General features: G+C 63.4%; 17 protein-coding genes. 10 read left to right on the top strand and 7 right to left on the bottom strand.

Going from position 1 to position 17,281, the window contains the following annotated elements:
* Positions 1–8 precede the first annotated feature (8 nt).
* Both BGRAMDRAFT_RS06635 and BGRAMDRAFT_RS06630 read left to right on the top strand, forming a co-directional pair.
* Complete coding sequence (locus tag BGRAMDRAFT_RS06635) at positions 9–572, top strand: YceI family protein (RefSeq protein WP_006047920.1); 564 nt, start codon at positions 9–11, stop codon at positions 570–572.
* 50 nt (positions 573–622) lie between these two features.
* Entirely contained in the window at positions 623–1,204 is a 582-nt protein-coding gene (locus tag BGRAMDRAFT_RS06630) for a YceI family protein (protein WP_006047919.1), read from the top strand.
* Here BGRAMDRAFT_RS06630 and BGRAMDRAFT_RS34430 read toward each other — a convergent pair.
* Positions 1,194–1,559 (bottom strand): hypothetical protein, encoded by a 366-nt coding sequence (locus tag BGRAMDRAFT_RS34430; RefSeq protein ID WP_157140591.1) that lies wholly within the window; start codon positions 1,557–1,559, stop codon positions 1,194–1,196. The genes BGRAMDRAFT_RS06630 and BGRAMDRAFT_RS34430 overlap by 11 nt on opposite strands.
* On the opposite strand from BGRAMDRAFT_RS34430, the gene BGRAMDRAFT_RS06620 reads away from it, so the two are divergent.
* Positions 1,558–2,835: an MFS transporter gene (locus BGRAMDRAFT_RS06620; RefSeq protein ID WP_006047918.1), complete on the top strand. Its 1,278-nt coding sequence runs from the start codon at positions 1,558–1,560 to the stop codon at positions 2,833–2,835. The two genes, BGRAMDRAFT_RS34430 and BGRAMDRAFT_RS06620, sit on opposite strands and share 2 nt — an antisense overlap.
* 99 nt (positions 2,836–2,934) lie before the next feature.
* Here BGRAMDRAFT_RS06620 and secF read toward each other — a convergent pair whose 3' ends face one another.
* The 5 genes from secF to queA all read right to left on the bottom strand — a co-directional run bounded on the left by secF (position 2,935) and on the right by queA (position 8,971).
* Positions 2,935–3,885: a protein translocase subunit SecF gene (secF, locus tag BGRAMDRAFT_RS06615; RefSeq protein WP_006047917.1), complete on the bottom strand. Its 951-nt coding sequence runs from the start codon at positions 3,883–3,885 to the stop codon at positions 2,935–2,937.
* A gap of 18 nt (positions 3,886–3,903) precedes the next feature.
* The gene (gene secD, locus BGRAMDRAFT_RS06610; protein ID WP_006047916.1) at positions 3,904–5,979 is read right to left on the bottom strand and encodes a protein translocase subunit SecD; all 2,076 of its coding nucleotides are present in this window, start codon (positions 5,977–5,979) and stop codon (positions 3,904–3,906) included.
* 116 nt (positions 5,980–6,095) lie between these two features.
* A complete protein-coding gene (gene yajC / locus BGRAMDRAFT_RS06605; protein WP_006047915.1) occupies positions 6,096–6,428 on the bottom strand; it encodes a preprotein translocase subunit YajC in 333 nt (110 codons plus the stop codon).
* 198 nt (positions 6,429–6,626) lie between these two features.
* Positions 6,627–7,802 carry a tRNA guanosine(34) transglycosylase Tgt gene (tgt, locus tag BGRAMDRAFT_RS06600; protein ID WP_006047914.1) on the bottom strand — a complete coding sequence of 392 codons (1,176 nt, stop codon included), beginning with the start codon at positions 7,800–7,802 and terminating at the stop codon, positions 6,627–6,629.
* 110 nt (positions 7,803–7,912) lie between these two features.
* On the bottom strand, positions 7,913–8,971 hold the full coding sequence (gene queA / locus BGRAMDRAFT_RS06595; RefSeq protein WP_006047913.1) for a tRNA preQ1(34) S-adenosylmethionine ribosyltransferase-isomerase QueA: 1,059 nt from the start codon (positions 8,969–8,971) through the stop codon (positions 7,913–7,915).
* Positions 8,972–9,140: 169 nt separating this feature from the next.
* On the opposite strand from queA, the gene recG reads away from it, so the two are divergent.
* From recG to ubiA, 7 genes are all read left to right on the top strand, one after another.
* Positions 9,141–11,381: an ATP-dependent DNA helicase RecG gene (gene recG / locus BGRAMDRAFT_RS06590; protein WP_006047912.1), complete on the top strand. Its 2,241-nt coding sequence runs from the start codon at positions 9,141–9,143 to the stop codon at positions 11,379–11,381.
* A gap of 133 nt (positions 11,382–11,514) precedes the next feature.
* The gene (locus tag BGRAMDRAFT_RS06585) at positions 11,515–12,474 is read left to right on the top strand and encodes a LysR substrate-binding domain-containing protein (RefSeq protein WP_006047911.1); all 960 of its coding nucleotides are present in this window, start codon (positions 11,515–11,517) and stop codon (positions 12,472–12,474) included.
* A gap of 165 nt (positions 12,475–12,639) precedes the next feature.
* A complete protein-coding gene (locus tag BGRAMDRAFT_RS34925; RefSeq protein ID WP_006047910.1) occupies positions 12,640–12,777 on the top strand; it encodes a hypothetical protein in 138 nt (45 codons plus the stop codon).
* Positions 12,778–12,867: 90 nt separating this feature from the next.
* Positions 12,868–14,319: a catalase gene (locus tag BGRAMDRAFT_RS06580; RefSeq protein WP_006047909.1), complete on the top strand. Its 1,452-nt coding sequence runs from the start codon at positions 12,868–12,870 to the stop codon at positions 14,317–14,319.
* Between the two features lie 81 nt (positions 14,320–14,400).
* Positions 14,401–14,562 (top strand): hypothetical protein, encoded by a 162-nt coding sequence (locus BGRAMDRAFT_RS34920; protein ID WP_006047908.1) that lies wholly within the window; start codon positions 14,401–14,403, stop codon positions 14,560–14,562.
* Between the two features lie 150 nt (positions 14,563–14,712).
* Entirely contained in the window at positions 14,713–15,201 is a 489-nt protein-coding gene (locus BGRAMDRAFT_RS06575; RefSeq protein ID WP_006047907.1) for a Dps family protein, read from the top strand.
* 259 nt (positions 15,202–15,460) lie between these two features.
* Positions 15,461–16,324 (top strand): 4-hydroxybenzoate octaprenyltransferase, encoded by an 864-nt coding sequence (gene ubiA / locus BGRAMDRAFT_RS06570; protein ID WP_006047906.1) that lies wholly within the window; start codon positions 15,461–15,463, stop codon positions 16,322–16,324.
* A 110-nt stretch (positions 16,325–16,434) separates the two neighbouring features.
* Here the strand turns inward: ubiA and proC are convergent, their stop codons facing one another.
* A complete protein-coding gene (gene proC, locus BGRAMDRAFT_RS06565) occupies positions 16,435–17,250 on the bottom strand; it encodes a pyrroline-5-carboxylate reductase (protein WP_006047905.1) in 816 nt (271 codons plus the stop codon).
* Positions 17,251–17,281: the final 31 nt, after the last annotated feature.

The following is a 17,281-nucleotide window of genomic DNA, read 5'->3' as shown; positions in this document are numbered from 1 at the left end:
GGACCACCATGAAGGTCTCGTTTTATCGCTACATGCTGGCGGCGTTTGCCGCAGCCTCGCTGACCGCGGCCGGCGGCGCGCTGGCCCAGGTCGACACCGCGAAGAGTTCGGTGACGGCTACCTCGAAGCAGATGAACGTGCCGGTCGAAGGCAAGTTCGGCAAATTCACCGCGCAGGTCAAGTTCGATCCGGCCAAGCCCGCCGAGGGCAGCGCGCAACTGAACATCGACGTGGCGAGCTACGATCTCGGCGACGAGAGCTATAACGATCAGGTCCGCGGCAAGGAATGGTTCGACGCGAAGACCTATCCGAGCGCGACCTTCGTTTCGAGCGCGATTGCGCCGGCCGGCGGCAATCAGTACAAGGTGACGGGCAAGCTGACCATCAAGGGCAAATCGCAGACGGTCGTGGTGCCCGTTACCGTGACGCAGCAGGGCGCGACGCAGGCGTTCGACGGCTCGTTGCCGATCAAGCGTTCGCAGTTCGACATCGGCACGGGCGAGTGGAAAGACACGTCCGTGGTTGCCGACGACGTCGTCATCAAGTTTCATATCGTAGCCGCACGCAAGTGACTTGCGCTGCGCGTTGAGCGCAGCCGTTCTTACCTGACTGGGAGCATGAATTGAAGACATCCACGTTGATCGCCGCCGGTGCATTGGCCTCCTGCGTTTCGCTTGGCGCATTCGCCGCCGCCGACACCTATCAGCTCGACCCGACTCACACCTATCCGAGTTTCGAGGCGGACCACTTCGGCGGCCTGTCGGTGTGGCGCGGCAAGTTCACGAAAAGCTCGGGCACGGTTACGCTCGACCGCGCGGCCAAGACCGGCACGGTCGAAGTGAACGTCGATGCGGCGTCGATTTCCACCGGCAACGGCAAGCTGGACGATCACCTGAAGACGGCGGAGTTCTTCGACGTCGCTAAGTTTCCCGCTGCGACGTACAAGGGCACCGACATCAAGTTCGACGGCGACAAGCCGTCGGAAGTGGTCGGCAGCCTGACGCTGCACGGCGTGACGAAGCCGCTGAATCTGAAGGTGGAGTCGTTCAAGTGCATGCAGCACCCGGTGCTCAAGCGCGAAGTGTGCGGCGTCGAGGCGAGCGCGCAATTCAATCGCGCGGATTACGGCATGGATTTCGGCAGCAAGTACGGCTTTAGCATGGAGACGAAGCTGCATATCCAGGCTGAAGGCATCAAGCAATAAGCGCTGGTGAGGGCGCAGCGGGCGCCTGCCCGCTTGCGGTAGCGTTTGCGGTCGCGTTTGAGATGATGCCGCCGTTGCGGCGCATCAAAAAGCAAACCGTCCGTTTTACCGCGCGTTTTACCGCTGTTCCGGCCGCTTCGTCGCTTTCGCGACGAAGCGGCTTTTTCATGGCGTCGCAGGAAATCGAAGGCGATCGAGGCGTTATCTCCGGCCGGTTCGACATTTCGCACTCGCGCCGCTTTAATTTTTCGGGTACATAGAGCGCTGGCACCGCATTGGTTGTGCGCGCATCCAATGCGGCGAGATCGGGCGTCGGCTCGCATCCATAATATTCGCGCGAACTGGAGATCTGCATGAACGCAACGACTGCAGCAAGCCTTGCGGGAAGCCGGCGAAATTCGTGGCGGGCGGTGATCGCCGCGTCCATCGGCAACGCGCTGGAATGGTTCGATCTCGTGGTCTACGGCTTTTTTGCCGTGGTGATCGCGAAGCTGTTTTTTCCGGCCGGCAACGACACCGTGTCGCTGCTGCTCACGCTCGGCACATTCGGCGTGTCGTTCTTCATGCGGCCGCTCGGGGCCATCGTGATCGGTGCGTACGCCGACCGCGCCGGACGCAAGGCGGCGCTCACGCTGTCCATCCTGCTGATGATGGGCGGCACGCTGATCATCGCGATTTTGCCGACGTACCGAAGCATCGGCATCGCGGCGCCGGTGATTCTCGTCATCGCGCGTTTGATGCAGGGCTTCTCGGCCGGCGGCGAATTCGGCAGCGCGACGGCGTTTCTCGCGGAGCATGTGCCGGCGCGGCGCGGCTTTTTCGCAAGCTGGCAGGTCGCGAGCCAGGGGCTCACGACGCTGCTCGCGGCCGGTTTCGGCGTCGTGCTGACGGGCAATCTGACGCCGAAGCAGATGGCGGCCTGGGGGTGGCGCGTGCCGTTTTTCTTCGGGCTGCTGATCGGACCGGTTGCCTGGTACATTCGCACGAAGCTCGACGAGACGCCCGAGTTTCTCGCCGCGGAAACCACCACGACGCCGCTGCGCGATACCTTCACGAGCCAGAAGCTGCGGCTCCTGATCGCAATCGGCGCGGTCGTGCTCGGCACGGTGTCGACTTACCTCGTGCTGTTCATGCCCACCTTCGGCGTGAAGCAACTGGGGCTCGCGCCATCGGTTGCGTTTTCGGCGATCGCGCTGACCGGCCTGATCCAGATGGTGTTTGCGCCGCTCGTTGGGCATCTGTCGGACCGGCACGGACGCACGACGATCATGCTGATCTCCGGCGTGCTGCTGCTCGTGCTGATCTATCCGGCGTTCGTCTATCTGGTCGCACATCCTACGTTCGGCACGCTGATCGCGCTGCAAATCCTGCTCGGTTTCCTGATGACCGGCTATTTCGCGGCGCTGCCGGGCTTGCTGTCGGAGATGTTTCCGGTGCAAACGCGCACGACCGGCATGTCGCTCGCCTATAACATCGCGGTCACGGTGTTCGGCGGCTTCGGGCCGTTCATCATCGCGTGGCTGATCAGCTTTACCGGTTCGAAGGCCGCGCCGAGTTATTACCTGATTTTCGCCGCGCTGTTGAGCCTGGCGTCGCTGGTGGCGGCGCGACGGAAGTTGGGGTTCCGGTAGGCTCGTAAGCGGACATCGCGCGGTAAACGCAAAAGGCCGGTTCGTCGATGAACCGGCCTTTTGCTTTACAACGATGCACTGCGCGTTAGTTAAACGCCATCACACCTGCGCACCCGCATTCGGATCGTTCGGATCAACGCGTTCTTTCTTGTCCTTCACCAGATCCTCGCGCTTCACGCCGAACCACATTGCGAGCGCCGCCGCGACGAACACCGACGAGTAGATACCGAACAGAATACCGACCGTCAGCGCCAGCGCGAAGTAGTGCAGCGTCGGGCCGCCGAACAGGAACATCGACAGCACCATCATCTGCGTACAGCCGTGCGTGATGACGGTTCGCGACATCGTGCTCGTAATCGCGTGGTTGATGACTTCGATCACCGTCATCTTGCGTTCGCGGCGGAAGGTCTCGCGAATCCGGTCGAAGATAACCACCGATTCGTTCACCGAATAACCCAGCACCGCGAGCACGGCCGCCAGCACCGACAGCGAGAACTCCCACTGGAAGAACGCGAAGAAGCCGAGAATGATCACGACGTCGTGCAAGTTGGCGATCACGCCGGCCACCGCGTACTTCCATTCGAAGCGGAACGACAGATAGATCACGATACCCACGACCACGCAGGCGAGCGCCAGCAGACCGTCGGTGGCGAGTTCCTTGCCGACCTGCGGGCCGACGAACTCGACGCGCTGCAACTGCACCTGCGGCGTATCGGTCTTGAGCGCGCTCATCACCTGGTCGCTCTGCTGCGCGGACGTCAGCCCTTGCTTGAGCGGCAAACGGATCAGCACGTCGCGCGAGGTGCCGAAGTTCTGCACTTGCGCGTCGCCATAGCCGAGCTTGTTCAGCGTGCCGCGCACCGGGTCGAGCGGCGCCGCGCCCGGATACTGCACTTCGATGACCGTACCGCCGGTGAACTCCACCGACAGATGCAGCCCGCGATGCACGAGAAAGAACACGGCGGCGAGGAATGTCAGCAGCGAAATGGCGTTGAAGATCAACGCACGCTGCATGAACGGAATGTCTTTGCGAAAGCGGAAAAATTCCATGGTCTTGTTCTCCGGGACTCAGCGGGATGAACCCGGTTTCTGCGACGAGCTCGGCGTGCCCGGCGCGTTGCGGCGACGCACGGTCGGCTTGCCCGCGCGCGACTGCGCGGCGGCGGCCGGCGCTTTCTGCTTCGCGGCGGCGGCTGCGCTTGCCGCGCGCATGGCTTGCGCGGTGTCGGTTGCGGCGTCGTCTGCGGTCAGGTCATTACCGAGGTAAGCACCCGAGCCCGCAGCCGCGGTTTCCGGACGCCACACCTGGCCGATGGCCAGCGACTTCAGCTTCTTCTTGCCGCCGTACCAGAGGTTCACGATACCGCGCGAGAAGAACACCGCCGAGAACATCGACGTGAGAATGCCGATACAGTGCACGATTGCAAAACCGCGCACCGGGCCGGAGCCGAAGGCGAGCAGCGCGACACCGGCGATCAGCGTGGTGACGTTCGAGTCGAGAATCGTCGCCCACGCATGCGCGTAGCCGTTCTGGATCGCCAGTTGCGGCGGCGCGCCGTTGCGCAGTTCTTCACGCACGCGTTCGTTGATCAGCACGTTGGCGTCGATCGCCATACCGAGCGCGAGCGCGATAGCCGCGATACCCGGCAGCGTGAGCGTGGCCTGCAACATCGACAGCACGGCGACCAGCAGCAGCAGGTTCACGGACAGGCCGATCATCGAGATCACGCCGAACAGCATGTAGTACGCGATCATGAAGACGGCGATCGCCGCGAAGCCCCACACCACCGAGTGGAAGCCCTTCTTGATGTTGTCGGCGCCGAGGCTCGGGCCGATGGTGCGTTCCTCGATGATGTCCATTGGCGCGGCCAGCGAACCGGCGCGCAGCAGCAGCGCGAGGTCGGCGGCGCCTTGCGGCGTGGCCTGGCCGGTGATCTGGAAGCGGTCGCCCAGTTCCGACTGGATGGTCGCCACCGTCAGCACTTCGCCCTTGCCCTTTTCGAACAGCACCATCGCCATCGGCTTGCCGATGTTGTCGCGCGACACACTGCGCACCGCGCGGCCGCCCGCCGAGTCGAGGCGAATGTTGACGGACGGACGCTGATGCTCGTCGAAGCCCGCCGACGCGTCGATAATCCGGTCGCCCGTGAAGATGATCTGCTTTCTCAGCAGCACCGGCGTCTGGTTGCCTTGCGTGAACAGTTCGTCGCCTGGCGGCACCGGATCGGACGGATTCGGATGCGTGTTGACCGGATCGGCGAGGCGCGCTTCGAGCGTCGCCGTGCGGCCGATGATGTCCTTCGCCTTCGCCGTGTCCTGCACGCCCGGCAGTTCGACCACGATCCGGTCGGTGCCTTGCTGCTGGATCACAGGCTCGGCCACGCCGAGTTCGTTCACGCGGTTATGCAGTGTGGTGATGTTCTGCTTGAGCGCGGCGTCCTGCACGGCTTTCTGCACCGTCGGCGTGAACGTGCCGACAAGTTGCACAGAGCCGTCCGGACTGTTTTGCGACGCCCATTGCAACTCGCCGATGCCGCGGCCCAGTTGTTTCGCGGCCGCATCCGCCGTCGCCTGGTCGGCGAAATTGATCACCACCGTCTGGTTGACGCGGTTCACGCCGCCGTCGCGGATATTGTTGTCGCGCAGGAGCGTGCGGGCGTCGGACGCGTCGGAGTCGAGCTTCTTGTTCAGCGCGCCCGCCATGTCCACTTGCAGCAGGAAGTGCACACCGCCGCGCAAATCCAGACCGAGATACATGGGCAGCGCGTGCAACGCGGTCAGCCAGCGCGGCGACGCGCTTTGCAGGTTCAGCGCCACGATGAACTGCGGGTCGTTCGGATCGGTGTTCAGCGACTTTTGCAGCAGGTCTTTCACGCGCAGTTGCATGTCGGTGTCGACAAGGCGCACGCGGATGTTCGCGTTGGCCGACGTGTTGTCGAACGTGACGTCTTCCGGCTTGATCTGATTGGCTGCGAGCGCGGCTTCGACTGCCGACAGCGTGGTCGAGTCGAGCTTGACCGTTGCCTTGCCGCTCGACACCTGCACCGCCGGCGCTTCGCCGAACAGATTGGGCAGCGTGTACACGAGGCCGATGACCAAAGCCACCAGCATCACGGCATATTTCCAGAGGGGGTAACGATTCATGAGTGGTCCAACGGAAGGTTGGCTTGAAAGCGATGCGCCCGGCGATGAGCGCGGGCGATCCGGTCAGGTATGCGTGGATCGCCGGCGAGGCCGCGCCGGACGCGAGAGAGCAGGCCTTACAGCGACTTGATCGTGCCCTTCGGGAGAATCGTCGTGACCGACGCTTTCTGCACGGTGATTTCCGTGCCTTCCGAGATTTCGACGCCGACGTAAGCCTCGCCCACCTTGGTGACCTTGCCGACGATGCCGCCATTCGTCACCACTTCGTCGCCCTTGGCCATGGCGGCGAGCATGTTGCGGTGTTCCTTCTGGCGCTTCATTTGCGGGCGAATCATGATGAAGTACAGCACGCCGAACATGAGGATCAGCGGCAGGAAGCTCATCAGGTTTGATTCGATGCCACCACCTGTGGCCGTGCCTTGGGCGAAGGCATTGGAAATGAACGACACGTTGGTCTCTCCGTTATAGATCAATTCAATCAAAAAAATCAGCCGGTTATTCTACCACCGGCATTGCGCGCGTCGGCGCGGCGTTTCGGCTTTGCGATCAACCGCTTAAAGCCGATTTTTGCCGTCCGCGAAAGTGGATTGTAAGGTTTTTCGCTCGCTGTCTGATGATTCTTGTCCGCAATCAGATTACGTTCGCCGTCATGGCGCGTCGTCGATGCCGCGCGCGCGGTTCTCGTGAAAGCGCTTGCGGAACGGCTCGAACATTTTCGCGTCGATTGCATCGCGCATTTCCTGCATGAGTTCCAGGTAGTAGTGCAGGTTGTGGATCGTATTCAACTGCGCGCCGAGAATTTCCCCCACACGATGCAGATGATGCAGATAGCCGCGAGTGAAATTTCTGCATGTATAGCAACCGCATTGCTCGTCGAGCGGACGCAGCGAATTCTTGTGCGCGGCATTGCGAATCTTGATGTCGCCAAAGCGCGTAAAGAGCCAGCCGTTGCGCGCGTTGCGGGTCGGCATCACGCAGTCGAACATGTCGACGCCGGCCGCGACGCCCGCGACCAGATCTTCCGGCGTGCCGACGCCCATCAGATAGTGCGGCTTGTTGGCCGGCAGCTTCGGGCCGATGTGATTCAGCACGCGCATCATGTCTTCTTTCGGCTCGCCGACCGACAGACCGCCGATCGCGAGACCGTGAAAATCCTTCTCCGCGAGACCCGCGAGCGACTCGTCGCGCAGGTCTTCGAACATGCCGCCCTGCACGATGCCGAACAGCGCGTTCGGATTGCCCAGGCGCCGGAATTCGTCGATGGAACGCTGCGCCCAGCGCATCGACATGCGCATGGAATCCGCGGCTTCCTTGTGCGAGGTCGGCACGTTGTTGGTCGCGTACGGCGTGCATTCGTCGAACTGCATCACGATGTCCGAGTTCAGCACCTTCTGGATCTGCATCGACACTTCCGGCGACAGAAACAGCTTGTCCCCGTTGATCGGCGAAGCGAACGTCACGCCGTCTTCAGTGATCTTGCGCAGGTCGCCGAGCGAGAACACCTGGAAGCCGCCCGAGTCCGTCAGGATCGGCTTTTTCCAGCCCATGAAGCCGTGCAGGCCGCCGTGCGCGCCGATGGTTTCGAGCCCAGGCCGCAGCCAGAGGTGAAACGTATTGCCGAGGATGATCTGCGCGTGCATTTCCTCGAGTTCGCGCGGCTGCACCGCCTTCACCGTGCCGTAGGTGCCGACCGGCATGAAGATCGGCGTTTCGACCACGCCGTGATTCAGCGTGACGCGGCCGCGCCGCGCCTGGCCGTCGGTGCCGAGCAGTTCGAACTTGAGGCCGTCCGCGGGCTGTTGCGTTTGATGACCGATGGTCATTGAAATGACTCCTGTGCTACCGGAAAACAGTCCGGCGCGATAAGAAAACGCCGCCGCGAGTGTTCGCAGCGGCTTCAGGGAACGACGAAAGCAAGAAGCGCCGGGTTAGCTCAACCGTCGCGCCGCGTCAGAAGCATCGCGTCGCCGTAGCTGAAAAAACGATAGCGCTGTTCGATTGCATGACGATAAGCGGCGCGGATCGTCTCCACGCCGGCGAACGCCGACACCAGCATCAGCAACGTCGACTTCGGCAAATGAAAATTCGTCACCAGCCGGTCGACCACGCGGAAGCGGTAGCCCGGCGTGATGAAGATATCGGTTTCCGTGCTCGTCGCCGCAAGCGGGCGGCCTGCGGCTTCGGCGTCGCGCGCGGCGGCTTCGAGCGCGCGCATCGACGTCGTGCCCACCGCGATCACGCGGTTGCCGCGCGCCTTGGTCGCGGCGATCTTGTCGGCGAGCGATTGCGGCAGGTGATACCACTCGCTATGCATCTTGTGCTCGGCGAGATTCTCGACGCGCACCGGCTGGAACGTGCCCGCGCCGACGTGCAGCGTCAGCGTCGCGCGCTCCACGCCGTGCGCGTCGAGCCGCGCGAACAGCGCGTCGTCGAAATGCAGGCCCGCCGTGGGCGCCGCGACCGCGCCGGGATTTTGCGCGTAGACGGTCTGATAACGGGCTTCGTCGATCGAGTCGGGGTCGTGCTCGATGTACGGCGGCAGCGGCAGCCGCCCGAACTGCTCGATCAGCGTCAGGCAGTCGGCGGGAAAATGCAGCGTGTAGAACGGCTCGACGCGCTCGCCGACGGTGACGTCGAACGCATCGGCAAGACGGATCGTGGTGCCCGGCTGCGGGCTTTTGCTCGCGCGGATTTGCGCGAGCGCCGTGCGCTCGCCGGTCAGGCGTTCGACCAGCACCTCGATCTTCCCGCCGCTGGCCTTCTGGCCGAGGAAGCGCGCCTTCAGGACTTTGGTATCGTTGAAGACCAGCAGATCGCCGGGCGCAATGCAGTCGGGCAATTCGGCGAAGCGGCGGTCGATGAGGCGCGCGGCGCGATCGGCGTCGGCCGCGTTGTCCACCTGAAGCAGCCGGCTCGCGCTGCGCTCGGGCAGCGCGACTTGCGCGATCAGCTCGGGCGGCAGATCGAAATCGAAATCGGAAAGCGTAAACATGCGAACGACTGGAAGCGAATGGAAACTGAATTGAGCCGAAGCCTGAGCCGGGCGGCTATGATTGCGGGACGCCGCGGCGGCCCGCGAGCCCGCGCGCTTGCGCAGCCCGCGAACAGCCGCGCGGCCTTCGATACTTTTGACAGCCGATATTGTACTTGCGAAGCAGCCCATGCCTTTGTCCGACCGCCGATTGCCTTCCGCTACCGATGATGCGAGCGCCGAGCCGGCACCCGGCGTCGCGCGCGGCGGCGCGGCGGCGCAAGGCAAACGGACGGCGCGAACGGGCTCTGCCAAAGCCGCCGAGAAATCGGCAGCCAAATCGGCAGCCAGGCCCGCAGCCAAAGCTGCCGACAAGCCCGTCGACAAACTCGCCAAGCTAGGCCTCACGCGCGACATCGACCTCGTGCTGCATCTGCCGATGCGCTACGAGGACGAAACCTCCCTCACGCCGATCGGCCATCTGCTGCCGGGCGGCATCGCGCAAACCGAGGGCGTCGTGTTCGACAACGAGATCGCCTATCGGCCGCGCCGCCAGTTGCTCGTCAAACTGCGCGACGACGCCGGCGACGAACTCGTGCTGCGTTTTCTCAACTTCTACGGCTCGCAGGTCAAGCAGATGGCGATCGGCGCACGGCTGCGCGTGCGCGGCGACGTGCGCGGCGGCTTTTTCGGCATGGAGATGGTGCATCCGGCCGTGCGCGTCGTCGATGAAGACACGCCGCTGCCGCAAGCGCTCACGCCGGTTTATCCGAGCACCGCGGGCGTGACGCAGGCGTATTTGCGCAAGTCCATCGACAACGCGTTGTCGCGCACGTCGCTGCCCGAACTGTTGCCCGAGGCCGTCGCGCGTCAATGGTTGCAGCCGCTTGGCGTGCCCTCGCTGATGGACGCGGTGCGCACGCTGCATCATCCGGACGCGCAATCGGACGAAACGGCGTTGATCGACGGCACGCATCCGGCGTGGGTGCGCATCAAGTTCGAGGAACTGCTCGCGCAGCAGATGTCGCTCAAGCGCGCGCACGACGAGCGCCGCACGCGCGCCGCGCCGGCCATGCCGCGCCGCAAGCTCGGCGACGAATCCGCGCTGGTCGCGCGTTTGCTCAAAGCGCTGCCGTTTTCGCTGACGAAGGCGCAGGAGCGCGTCGGCGGCGAGATTGCGCTCGACCTCACGCAGCCGCATCCGATGCAGCGGCTCTTGCAAGGCGACGTCGGCAGCGGCAAGACGATTGTCGCCGCGCTCGCGGCCGCGCAGGCAATCGACGCCGGTTATCAGGCCGCGCTAATGGCGCCCACCGAAATCCTCGCGGAGCAGCACGCGCGCAAGCTGCGCGGCTGGCTCGAGCCGCTCGGCGTGAGCGTCGCGTGGCTCGCGGGCAGTCTGAAGGCGAAGGAAAAGCGCGCGGCGATCGAAGCGGCCGCGCTCGGCACCGCGCAACTCGTGATCGGCACGCACGCGATCATTCAGGACACGGTGGAGTTCGCGCGGCTCGGGCTCGTGATCGTCGACGAACAGCATCGCTTCGGCGTCGCGCAGCGGCTCGCGTTGCGCGCGAAGGCGCAGAACGCCGCCGACGGCGCGCGCGATTTTCAGCCGCATCAACTGATGATGTCGGCCACGCCGATTCCGCGCACGCTCGCCATGACGTATTACGCGGATCTCGACGTCTCGACCATCGACGAATTGCCGCCCGGACGCACGCCGATTCTCACCAAGCTCGTGTCCGACGCGCGCCGCGAAGAAGTGATCGGCCGCGTGCGCGAAGCGGCGCTCACCGGGCGGCAGGTCTACTGGGTGTGTCCGCTGATCGAGGAAAGCGAGACGCTGCAATTGCAGACCGCCGTCGAGACATACGAAACCCTCGTCGCGGCGTTGCCCGAATTGAAGGTGGGCCTCGTGCACGGGCGTCTCGCGCCGGCTGAAAAAGCCGCGGTGATGGATGCCTTCACGCGCAACGAAGTGCAATTGCTGGTCGCGACCACGGTGATCGAAGTGGGCGTCGACGTGCCGAACGCGTCGCTGATGGTGATCGAGCACGCCGAGCGCTTCGGCCTCGCGCAATTGCACCAGTTGCGCGGACGCGTGGGGCGCGGCAGCGCGGCGTCGGTGTGCGTGCTGCTCTACACCGGCCCGCTGTCGATGACCGCCCGCGCGCGCCTGCAAACCATGCGAGAGACGACCGACGGCTTCGAAATCGCGCGCCGCGACCTGGAGATTCGCGGCCCCGGCGAGTTTCTCGGCGCGCGGCAATCGGGCGCGGCGATGCTGCGGTTCGCCGACCTGCAAAACGATCAATGGCTGATCGAGCCCGCGCGCGAAGCGGCCGCGGCGCTGCTCGAGCAATATCCGGAAGTGGTCGCCCAGCATCTGGCGCGCTGGCTCGGCGCGCGCGAACAGTATCTGAAGGCTTGAACACGCTGCTGTTGGCGGCGCCGCGGCATGGCGTATTTCGCCGATATTGAAAACCGGCGAACCCGGTTGGCGAACCGACCCTATGGGTGTATAACTAGAACCTATCGAATCCACCGCACTGATTGGTCCCCCAATGACGCTCACCGAATTGAAGTACATCGTCGCCGTTGCCCGCGAGCGGCACTTTGGCCGGGCCGCCGAAGCGTGTTTCGTCAGCCAGCCGACGTTGTCCGTCGCTATCAAGAAGCTCGAGGACGAGCTCAACGTGCAGATTTTCGAGCGCGGCACGAGCGAAGTCAGTGTCACGCCGATCGGCGAGCAGATCGTCACGCAAGCTCAGCGGGTGCTGGAACAGACGCTCGCCATCAAGGAAATCGCCAAGCAGGGCAAAGACCCGCTTGTCGGGCCGCTGCGCCTTGGCGTGATCTATACGATCGGGCCGTACCTGCTGCCCACGCTCGTCAAGCAGATGATCAAGCGCGTGCCGCAAATGCCGTTGATGCTGCAGGAAAACTACACGCTCAAGCTGATCGAACTGCTGAAGCAGGGCGAGATCGACGTCGCGATCATGGCGCTGCCGTTCCCGGAAACCGGCCTGATGCTGCGTCCGCTCTACGACGAGCCGTTTGTCGTCGCGCTGCCGTCCGGTCACGCGTGGGAAAACCGTCCGAAAATCGACGCCGACGATCTCAAGCAGGAAACCATGCTGCTGCTCGGCAGCGGTCACTGCTTCCGTGACCACGTGCTCGGCGTGTGTCCGGAACTGATGCGTTTCTCGCAGAACGCCGACGGCATCCAGAAGACGTTCGAGGGGTCCTCGCTGGAAACGATCCGCCATATGGTGGCGAGCGGCGTGGGCATTACCGTGCTGCCGCGCATGTCGGTGCATGAGGTGAAGCCGCACGCGGGCGGCATCGACTCGGGCCTGCTGTCCTATGTCGCGTTCGGCGAGCCGGTGCCCGATCGCCGCGTCGTGCTCGCGTGGCGCAAAAGTTTTACGCGGATGCCCGCCATCGACGCGATCTGCGACGCCATCAACGCCTGCGACTTGCCGGGCGTGAAGAAGCTGGATTTGCCGGTTGCGGTGAACTGACGCGCGTTGAGCGCGGAAGCAACAGCAGCCGCAGCCGCAGGCGGGGCCCAACTCGCGCCCGCCTTGCGCCTATGACATAGATTAAATTTATAAAACACACGATTTCGATAGTCTTGATATAGTCTTCCTCATACATCGCCCGATGACAAAAACCCGGAGGACATCATGACGCAATCGAACGTGCCGCAAACTCAGACCTTCGCCGCTGAACCGGCCAGCGCCAATGCCGGCTTGGCGGCGGCCATGCTCGGCATGCGCACGGCCGCGTTTTCGTTGCTGGTCGACCGCGCTTTGTCGGCGTAGTCCGCTAATTGTTCGTCTAAGCTTTCGGCATTGCCTTGCCGCGCTTCTCCCCCCAATCCGTTTTGAACGAAAACCATCCAGGAGTCCCGCATGTCCGAACAGAAGCTCACCAATGCCGCCGGCGCGCCCGTCGCCGATAACCAGAATTCGATGACGGCCGGCGTGCGCGGCCCGGTCGTCCTGCAAGACGTATGGCTGCTCGAAAAGCTCGCGCACTTCGATCGCGAGGTGATTCCCGAGCGCCGCGTTCACGCGAAAGGCTCCGGTGCATTCGGCACGCTGAAGGTCACGCACGACATCTCGCGCTACACGAAGGCGAAAGTGTTCGCGCAAGTCGGCAAGGAAACGCCGTTGTTCATGCGCTTTTCGACGGTGGCGGGCGAGCGCGGCGCGGCCGACGCCGAGCGCGACGTGCGCGGCTTCTCGATCAAGTTCTATACGGACGAAGGCAACTGGGACGTGGTGGGCAACAACACGCCGGTGTTTTTCATCCGCGATCCGCTGAAGTTTCCGGACTTCATTCACACGCAAAAGCGTGATCCGTACACGAACCTGCGCAACAACATTGCCGCGTGGGATTTCTGGACGCGCCATCCGGAGTCGATGCATCAGGTCACGATCCTGATGAGCGATCGCGGCATTCCGAAGAACTACCGTCAGATGCACGGCTTCGGTTCGCACACGTACTCGTTCATCAACGCGAACAACGAGCGTTTCTGGGTCAAATTCCACTTCAAGTCGCAGCAAGGCATTGAAAATTTCACCGATGCGGAAGCGTCGCAAGTCGTCGCGCAAGACCGCGAAAGCGCGCAGCGCGATCTGATTGGCAGCATCGACGAAGGCAATTTCCCGAAGTGGCGCTTCGCGATTCAGGTGATGCCGGAGGCGGAAGCCGCGGCGTATCGCTTCAATCCGTTCGACATCACGAAAGTGTGGTCGCAGAAAGACTATCCGCTGATCGACGTCGGCACGATCGAGTTGAACCGCAACGCGGCCAACTATTTCGCGGACGTCGAGCAGGCTGCGTTCACGCCGGCCAACGTGGTGCCCGGCATCGGCTTCTCGCCGGACCGTCTGTTGCAAGGCCGTTTGTTCTCGTATGGCGACACGCAGCGCTATCGCCTCGGCATCAATCACCATCAGATTCCGGTGAACGCGTCGCGCGTTGCGAACCCGCATTCGTTCCATCGCGACGGCGCGATGCGCACGGACGGCAACCTGGGTGGCAACGTGAACTACGAGCCGAATCGCTTCGGTGACTTCGCTCAGGATGCGAATGCGTTGGAGCCGGCGCTGGCCGCGGGTGCGGTGGATCGCTACGACCATCGCGCGGATGACGACTACTACACGCAGCCGGGCATGCTGTTCGCGCTCTTCGATGCAGCGCAGCGCCAACGTTTGTTCGGCAACATCGCGCGGCATATCAACGGTGTGCCGCAGGACATCGTCGCGCGTGCGGTCGAGCATTTCCGCCGCATCGATCCCGCCTATGCCGAAGGCGTGATCGCCGCGATGGCCGAACTCGCGGAAGGCAAGAAGTAACGCAGTGTGTAAAGCGGGGCGTGCGTGCATGTTGCTTGCGCGTGTGCCCCGCGAGTATCGATACGAACTGGGAGCACGCTCATGATCGAGTTGATGAAAGCCACCGCCGGCAGATCGCCGGCCATGCATCGCGCGCAACAGCAGCAGGTGCTGAACTTGCGCAGAGCCGTGGGCTTCGCCATCGTGACGAGCGGATTCGCGGTGATCGCGGCGCAAATGCTGCAACACGCGTTTGGCGGCTGAGCGGCGCAGCGTAGCGGCGACACCTCACACGAACATTTCGCCGTTCTAAGATAAACTGTCGAACGCTCGTTTTTGCCGGGCCTGCTGCCGGCAGGCCGCTCGCACGCGTTACTTCGTCACCGGTTCGTATCACTCTTCGAAGGAGTCATCATGGCCAAAAAAGAAGCTGTACAGCACGTCAATATCGGGATCAGCGACAAGGACCGCAAGAAGATCGCGGAAGGTCTGTCGCGTCTGCTCGCGGACACCTACACGCTGTACCTGAAGACCCACAACTTCCACTGGAATGTGACGGGTCCGATGTTCAACACGCTGCATCTGATGTTCGAAACGCAATACAACGAACTGGCGCTCGCCGTCGATTCGATCGCTGAACGGATTCGCGCGCTGGGCGTGCATGCGCCGGGCAGCTATAAAGATTTTGCGAAGCTGTCGTCGATTCCCGAAGCGGACGGCGTGCCTGCCGCTGAAGAGATGATCCGTCAGCTGGTGGAAGGGCAGGAAGCCGTGGTGCGCACCGCGCGCGCGATTTTCCCGTCGACGGAAGCCGCCAACGACGAGCCGACCGCCGACCTGCTGACACAGCGCATGCAAACGCATGAAAAGACCGCGTGGATGCTGCGCTCGATGCTGGCTTGATGGCTTGAGTCGGTGCCGGTTGCGGTTGCTGCTCGCGTTCGTTTCGCAGAAGCCGAATGGCCGGATGTAACGTGGCACGATGCAAAGCCTCCCTTCGCGGGAGGCTTTGTTTTTTGCGCGCCGCTTTTGAGAACGCTGTGGGGGGTCGCGATTGCCATCTGCTTTCGTCGGTAGCAGTTCGCACCGACGCGCCACGCTGCCCGCATCCCGTAAAATAACGGCACCGTTCCCGCACTTCGCCGCATTCAACGAGTCCGCCATGTTCGCCCGACTTCCCCTGTATCTGCGCCTCCTGCGCATGGACAAGCCTATTGGCAGTCTGCTGCTGCTGTGGCCGACGCTCAACGCGCTGTGGATCGCGTCCGACGGTCATCCGTCCTGGCCGCTCCTCGTCATCTTCACGGTGGGCACGATATTGATGCGCTCGGCGGGCTGCGCGATCAACGACTACGCGGATCGCGATTTCGACCGCTATGTAAAGCGCACCGAGAATCGTCCGATCACGTCGGGCAAGATCAAGGCGTGGGAAGCGGTGGCGCTCGCGGCCGGGCTGTCGTTGCTGGCCTTTCTGCTGATTCTGCCGCTGAACACGCTGACGAAGGAATTGTCGGTGGCGGCGCTGTTCGTCGCGGGCTCGTATCCGTTCACGAAGCGTTTCTTCGCGATTCCGCAGGCGTATCTCGGCATTGCGTTCGGCTTCGGCATTCCGATGGCGTTCGCGGCCGTGCAGAATCAGGTGCCGATGCTCGCGTGGGTCATGCTGCTCGCCAACGTGTTCTGGTCGGTCGCGTACGACACCGAATATGCGATGGTCGATCGCGACGACGACATCCGGATCGGCATTCGCACGTCGGCGCTCACGTTCGGCCGCTTCGACGTGGCGGCGATCATGCTCTGCTATGCGGCCACGCTCGGCATCTATGTCGGCATCGGCGTGATGCTCGGTTTTGGCGTGCTGTACTGGTTGGGCTGGGCGGCTGCGGCGGGCTGCGCGATCTATCACTACACGCTGATCCGCCACCGCGAACGGATGCCGTGCTTCAAGGCGTTCCTGCACAACAACTGGCTCGGCGGCGCGTTGTTCGTCGGCATTGCCGCGCATTATGCGGTGGCTTCGTTTTAGTTTTTAGCGCGGCGTGGGTGGACGGTTGGCCTCGTGTCGTGAGGCGCCGGCTTTATTGAATAAAGACTCCGCGCCTCACGGCTTGTCACGTTTCAGCGGGCAATAACCGCTCACTGCTTGCCGAACTCATCGCCCATTTCTTTCGCGCGCGCATCGGCGGCAAGCGCGCCGCGCACGATGGCTTCCTTGATGCCGCTCGCGTCGAACGACGCAAGCGCCGCGGCGGTCGTGCCGCCTTTCGACGTCACGCGCTCACGCAACACGGCCGGCGGCTCGTCGGAATTCGCGGCCAGTTGCGCGGCGCCCGTGAAAGTCGCGACGGCGAGCGCGCGGCCTTGTGCTTCGTCCATGCCGAGTTGGCGCGCGGCTTCCTGCAATGCTTCGATGAAGTAAAAGACGTAGGCCGGCCCGCTGCCCGAAATCGCGGTGACGGCGTCGATCTTCGCTTCGTCGTCGAACCATACCGTTTCGCCCACCGCGCCCAGCACCTGCGATGCCAGCGCGCGGCCCGCATCGTCGACGCTCGCGGTCGCGGTCAAGCCGGCGACGCCCATGCCGATCAACGCCGGCGTGTTCGGCATGACCCGCACGATGCGCGTATGGCCGTTCAGCCAGCGCGACATGTCATCCATGCGAATGCCGGCGACGATGCTGATCGCGAGTTGCGACGTCTTCAGATGCGGCGCGAGCGCCTCGGCGACGCTCTTCAGGATCTGCGGTTTCACCGCGAGCACGACGGCGTCATAGGTGCCGAGCGCGGCGTCCGCGGCCGCGCCGGTCTTGATGCCGAACTGCGCTTCGTTGCGCTTGCGCGCGTCTTCGTTGGGATCGATCGCGTAGAGATCGGCGGGCGCGACACCGCGCTTGATGAGGCCGCCGATCAACGCCGCAGCCATGTTGCCGCCGCCGATAAAAGCAATTTTCATGATGTTCCGCGAAGGTTGGATTGAGCTTGTG

Origin of the sequence: Paraburkholderia graminis C4D1M, from assembly GCF_000172415.1 — a bacterium.
Taxonomy (GTDB): domain Bacteria; phylum Pseudomonadota; class Gammaproteobacteria; order Burkholderiales; family Burkholderiaceae; genus Paraburkholderia; species Paraburkholderia graminis.
Note: the sequence above shows the minus strand (reverse complement) of the source record. Positions and strands in the feature narration are given on the sequence as shown.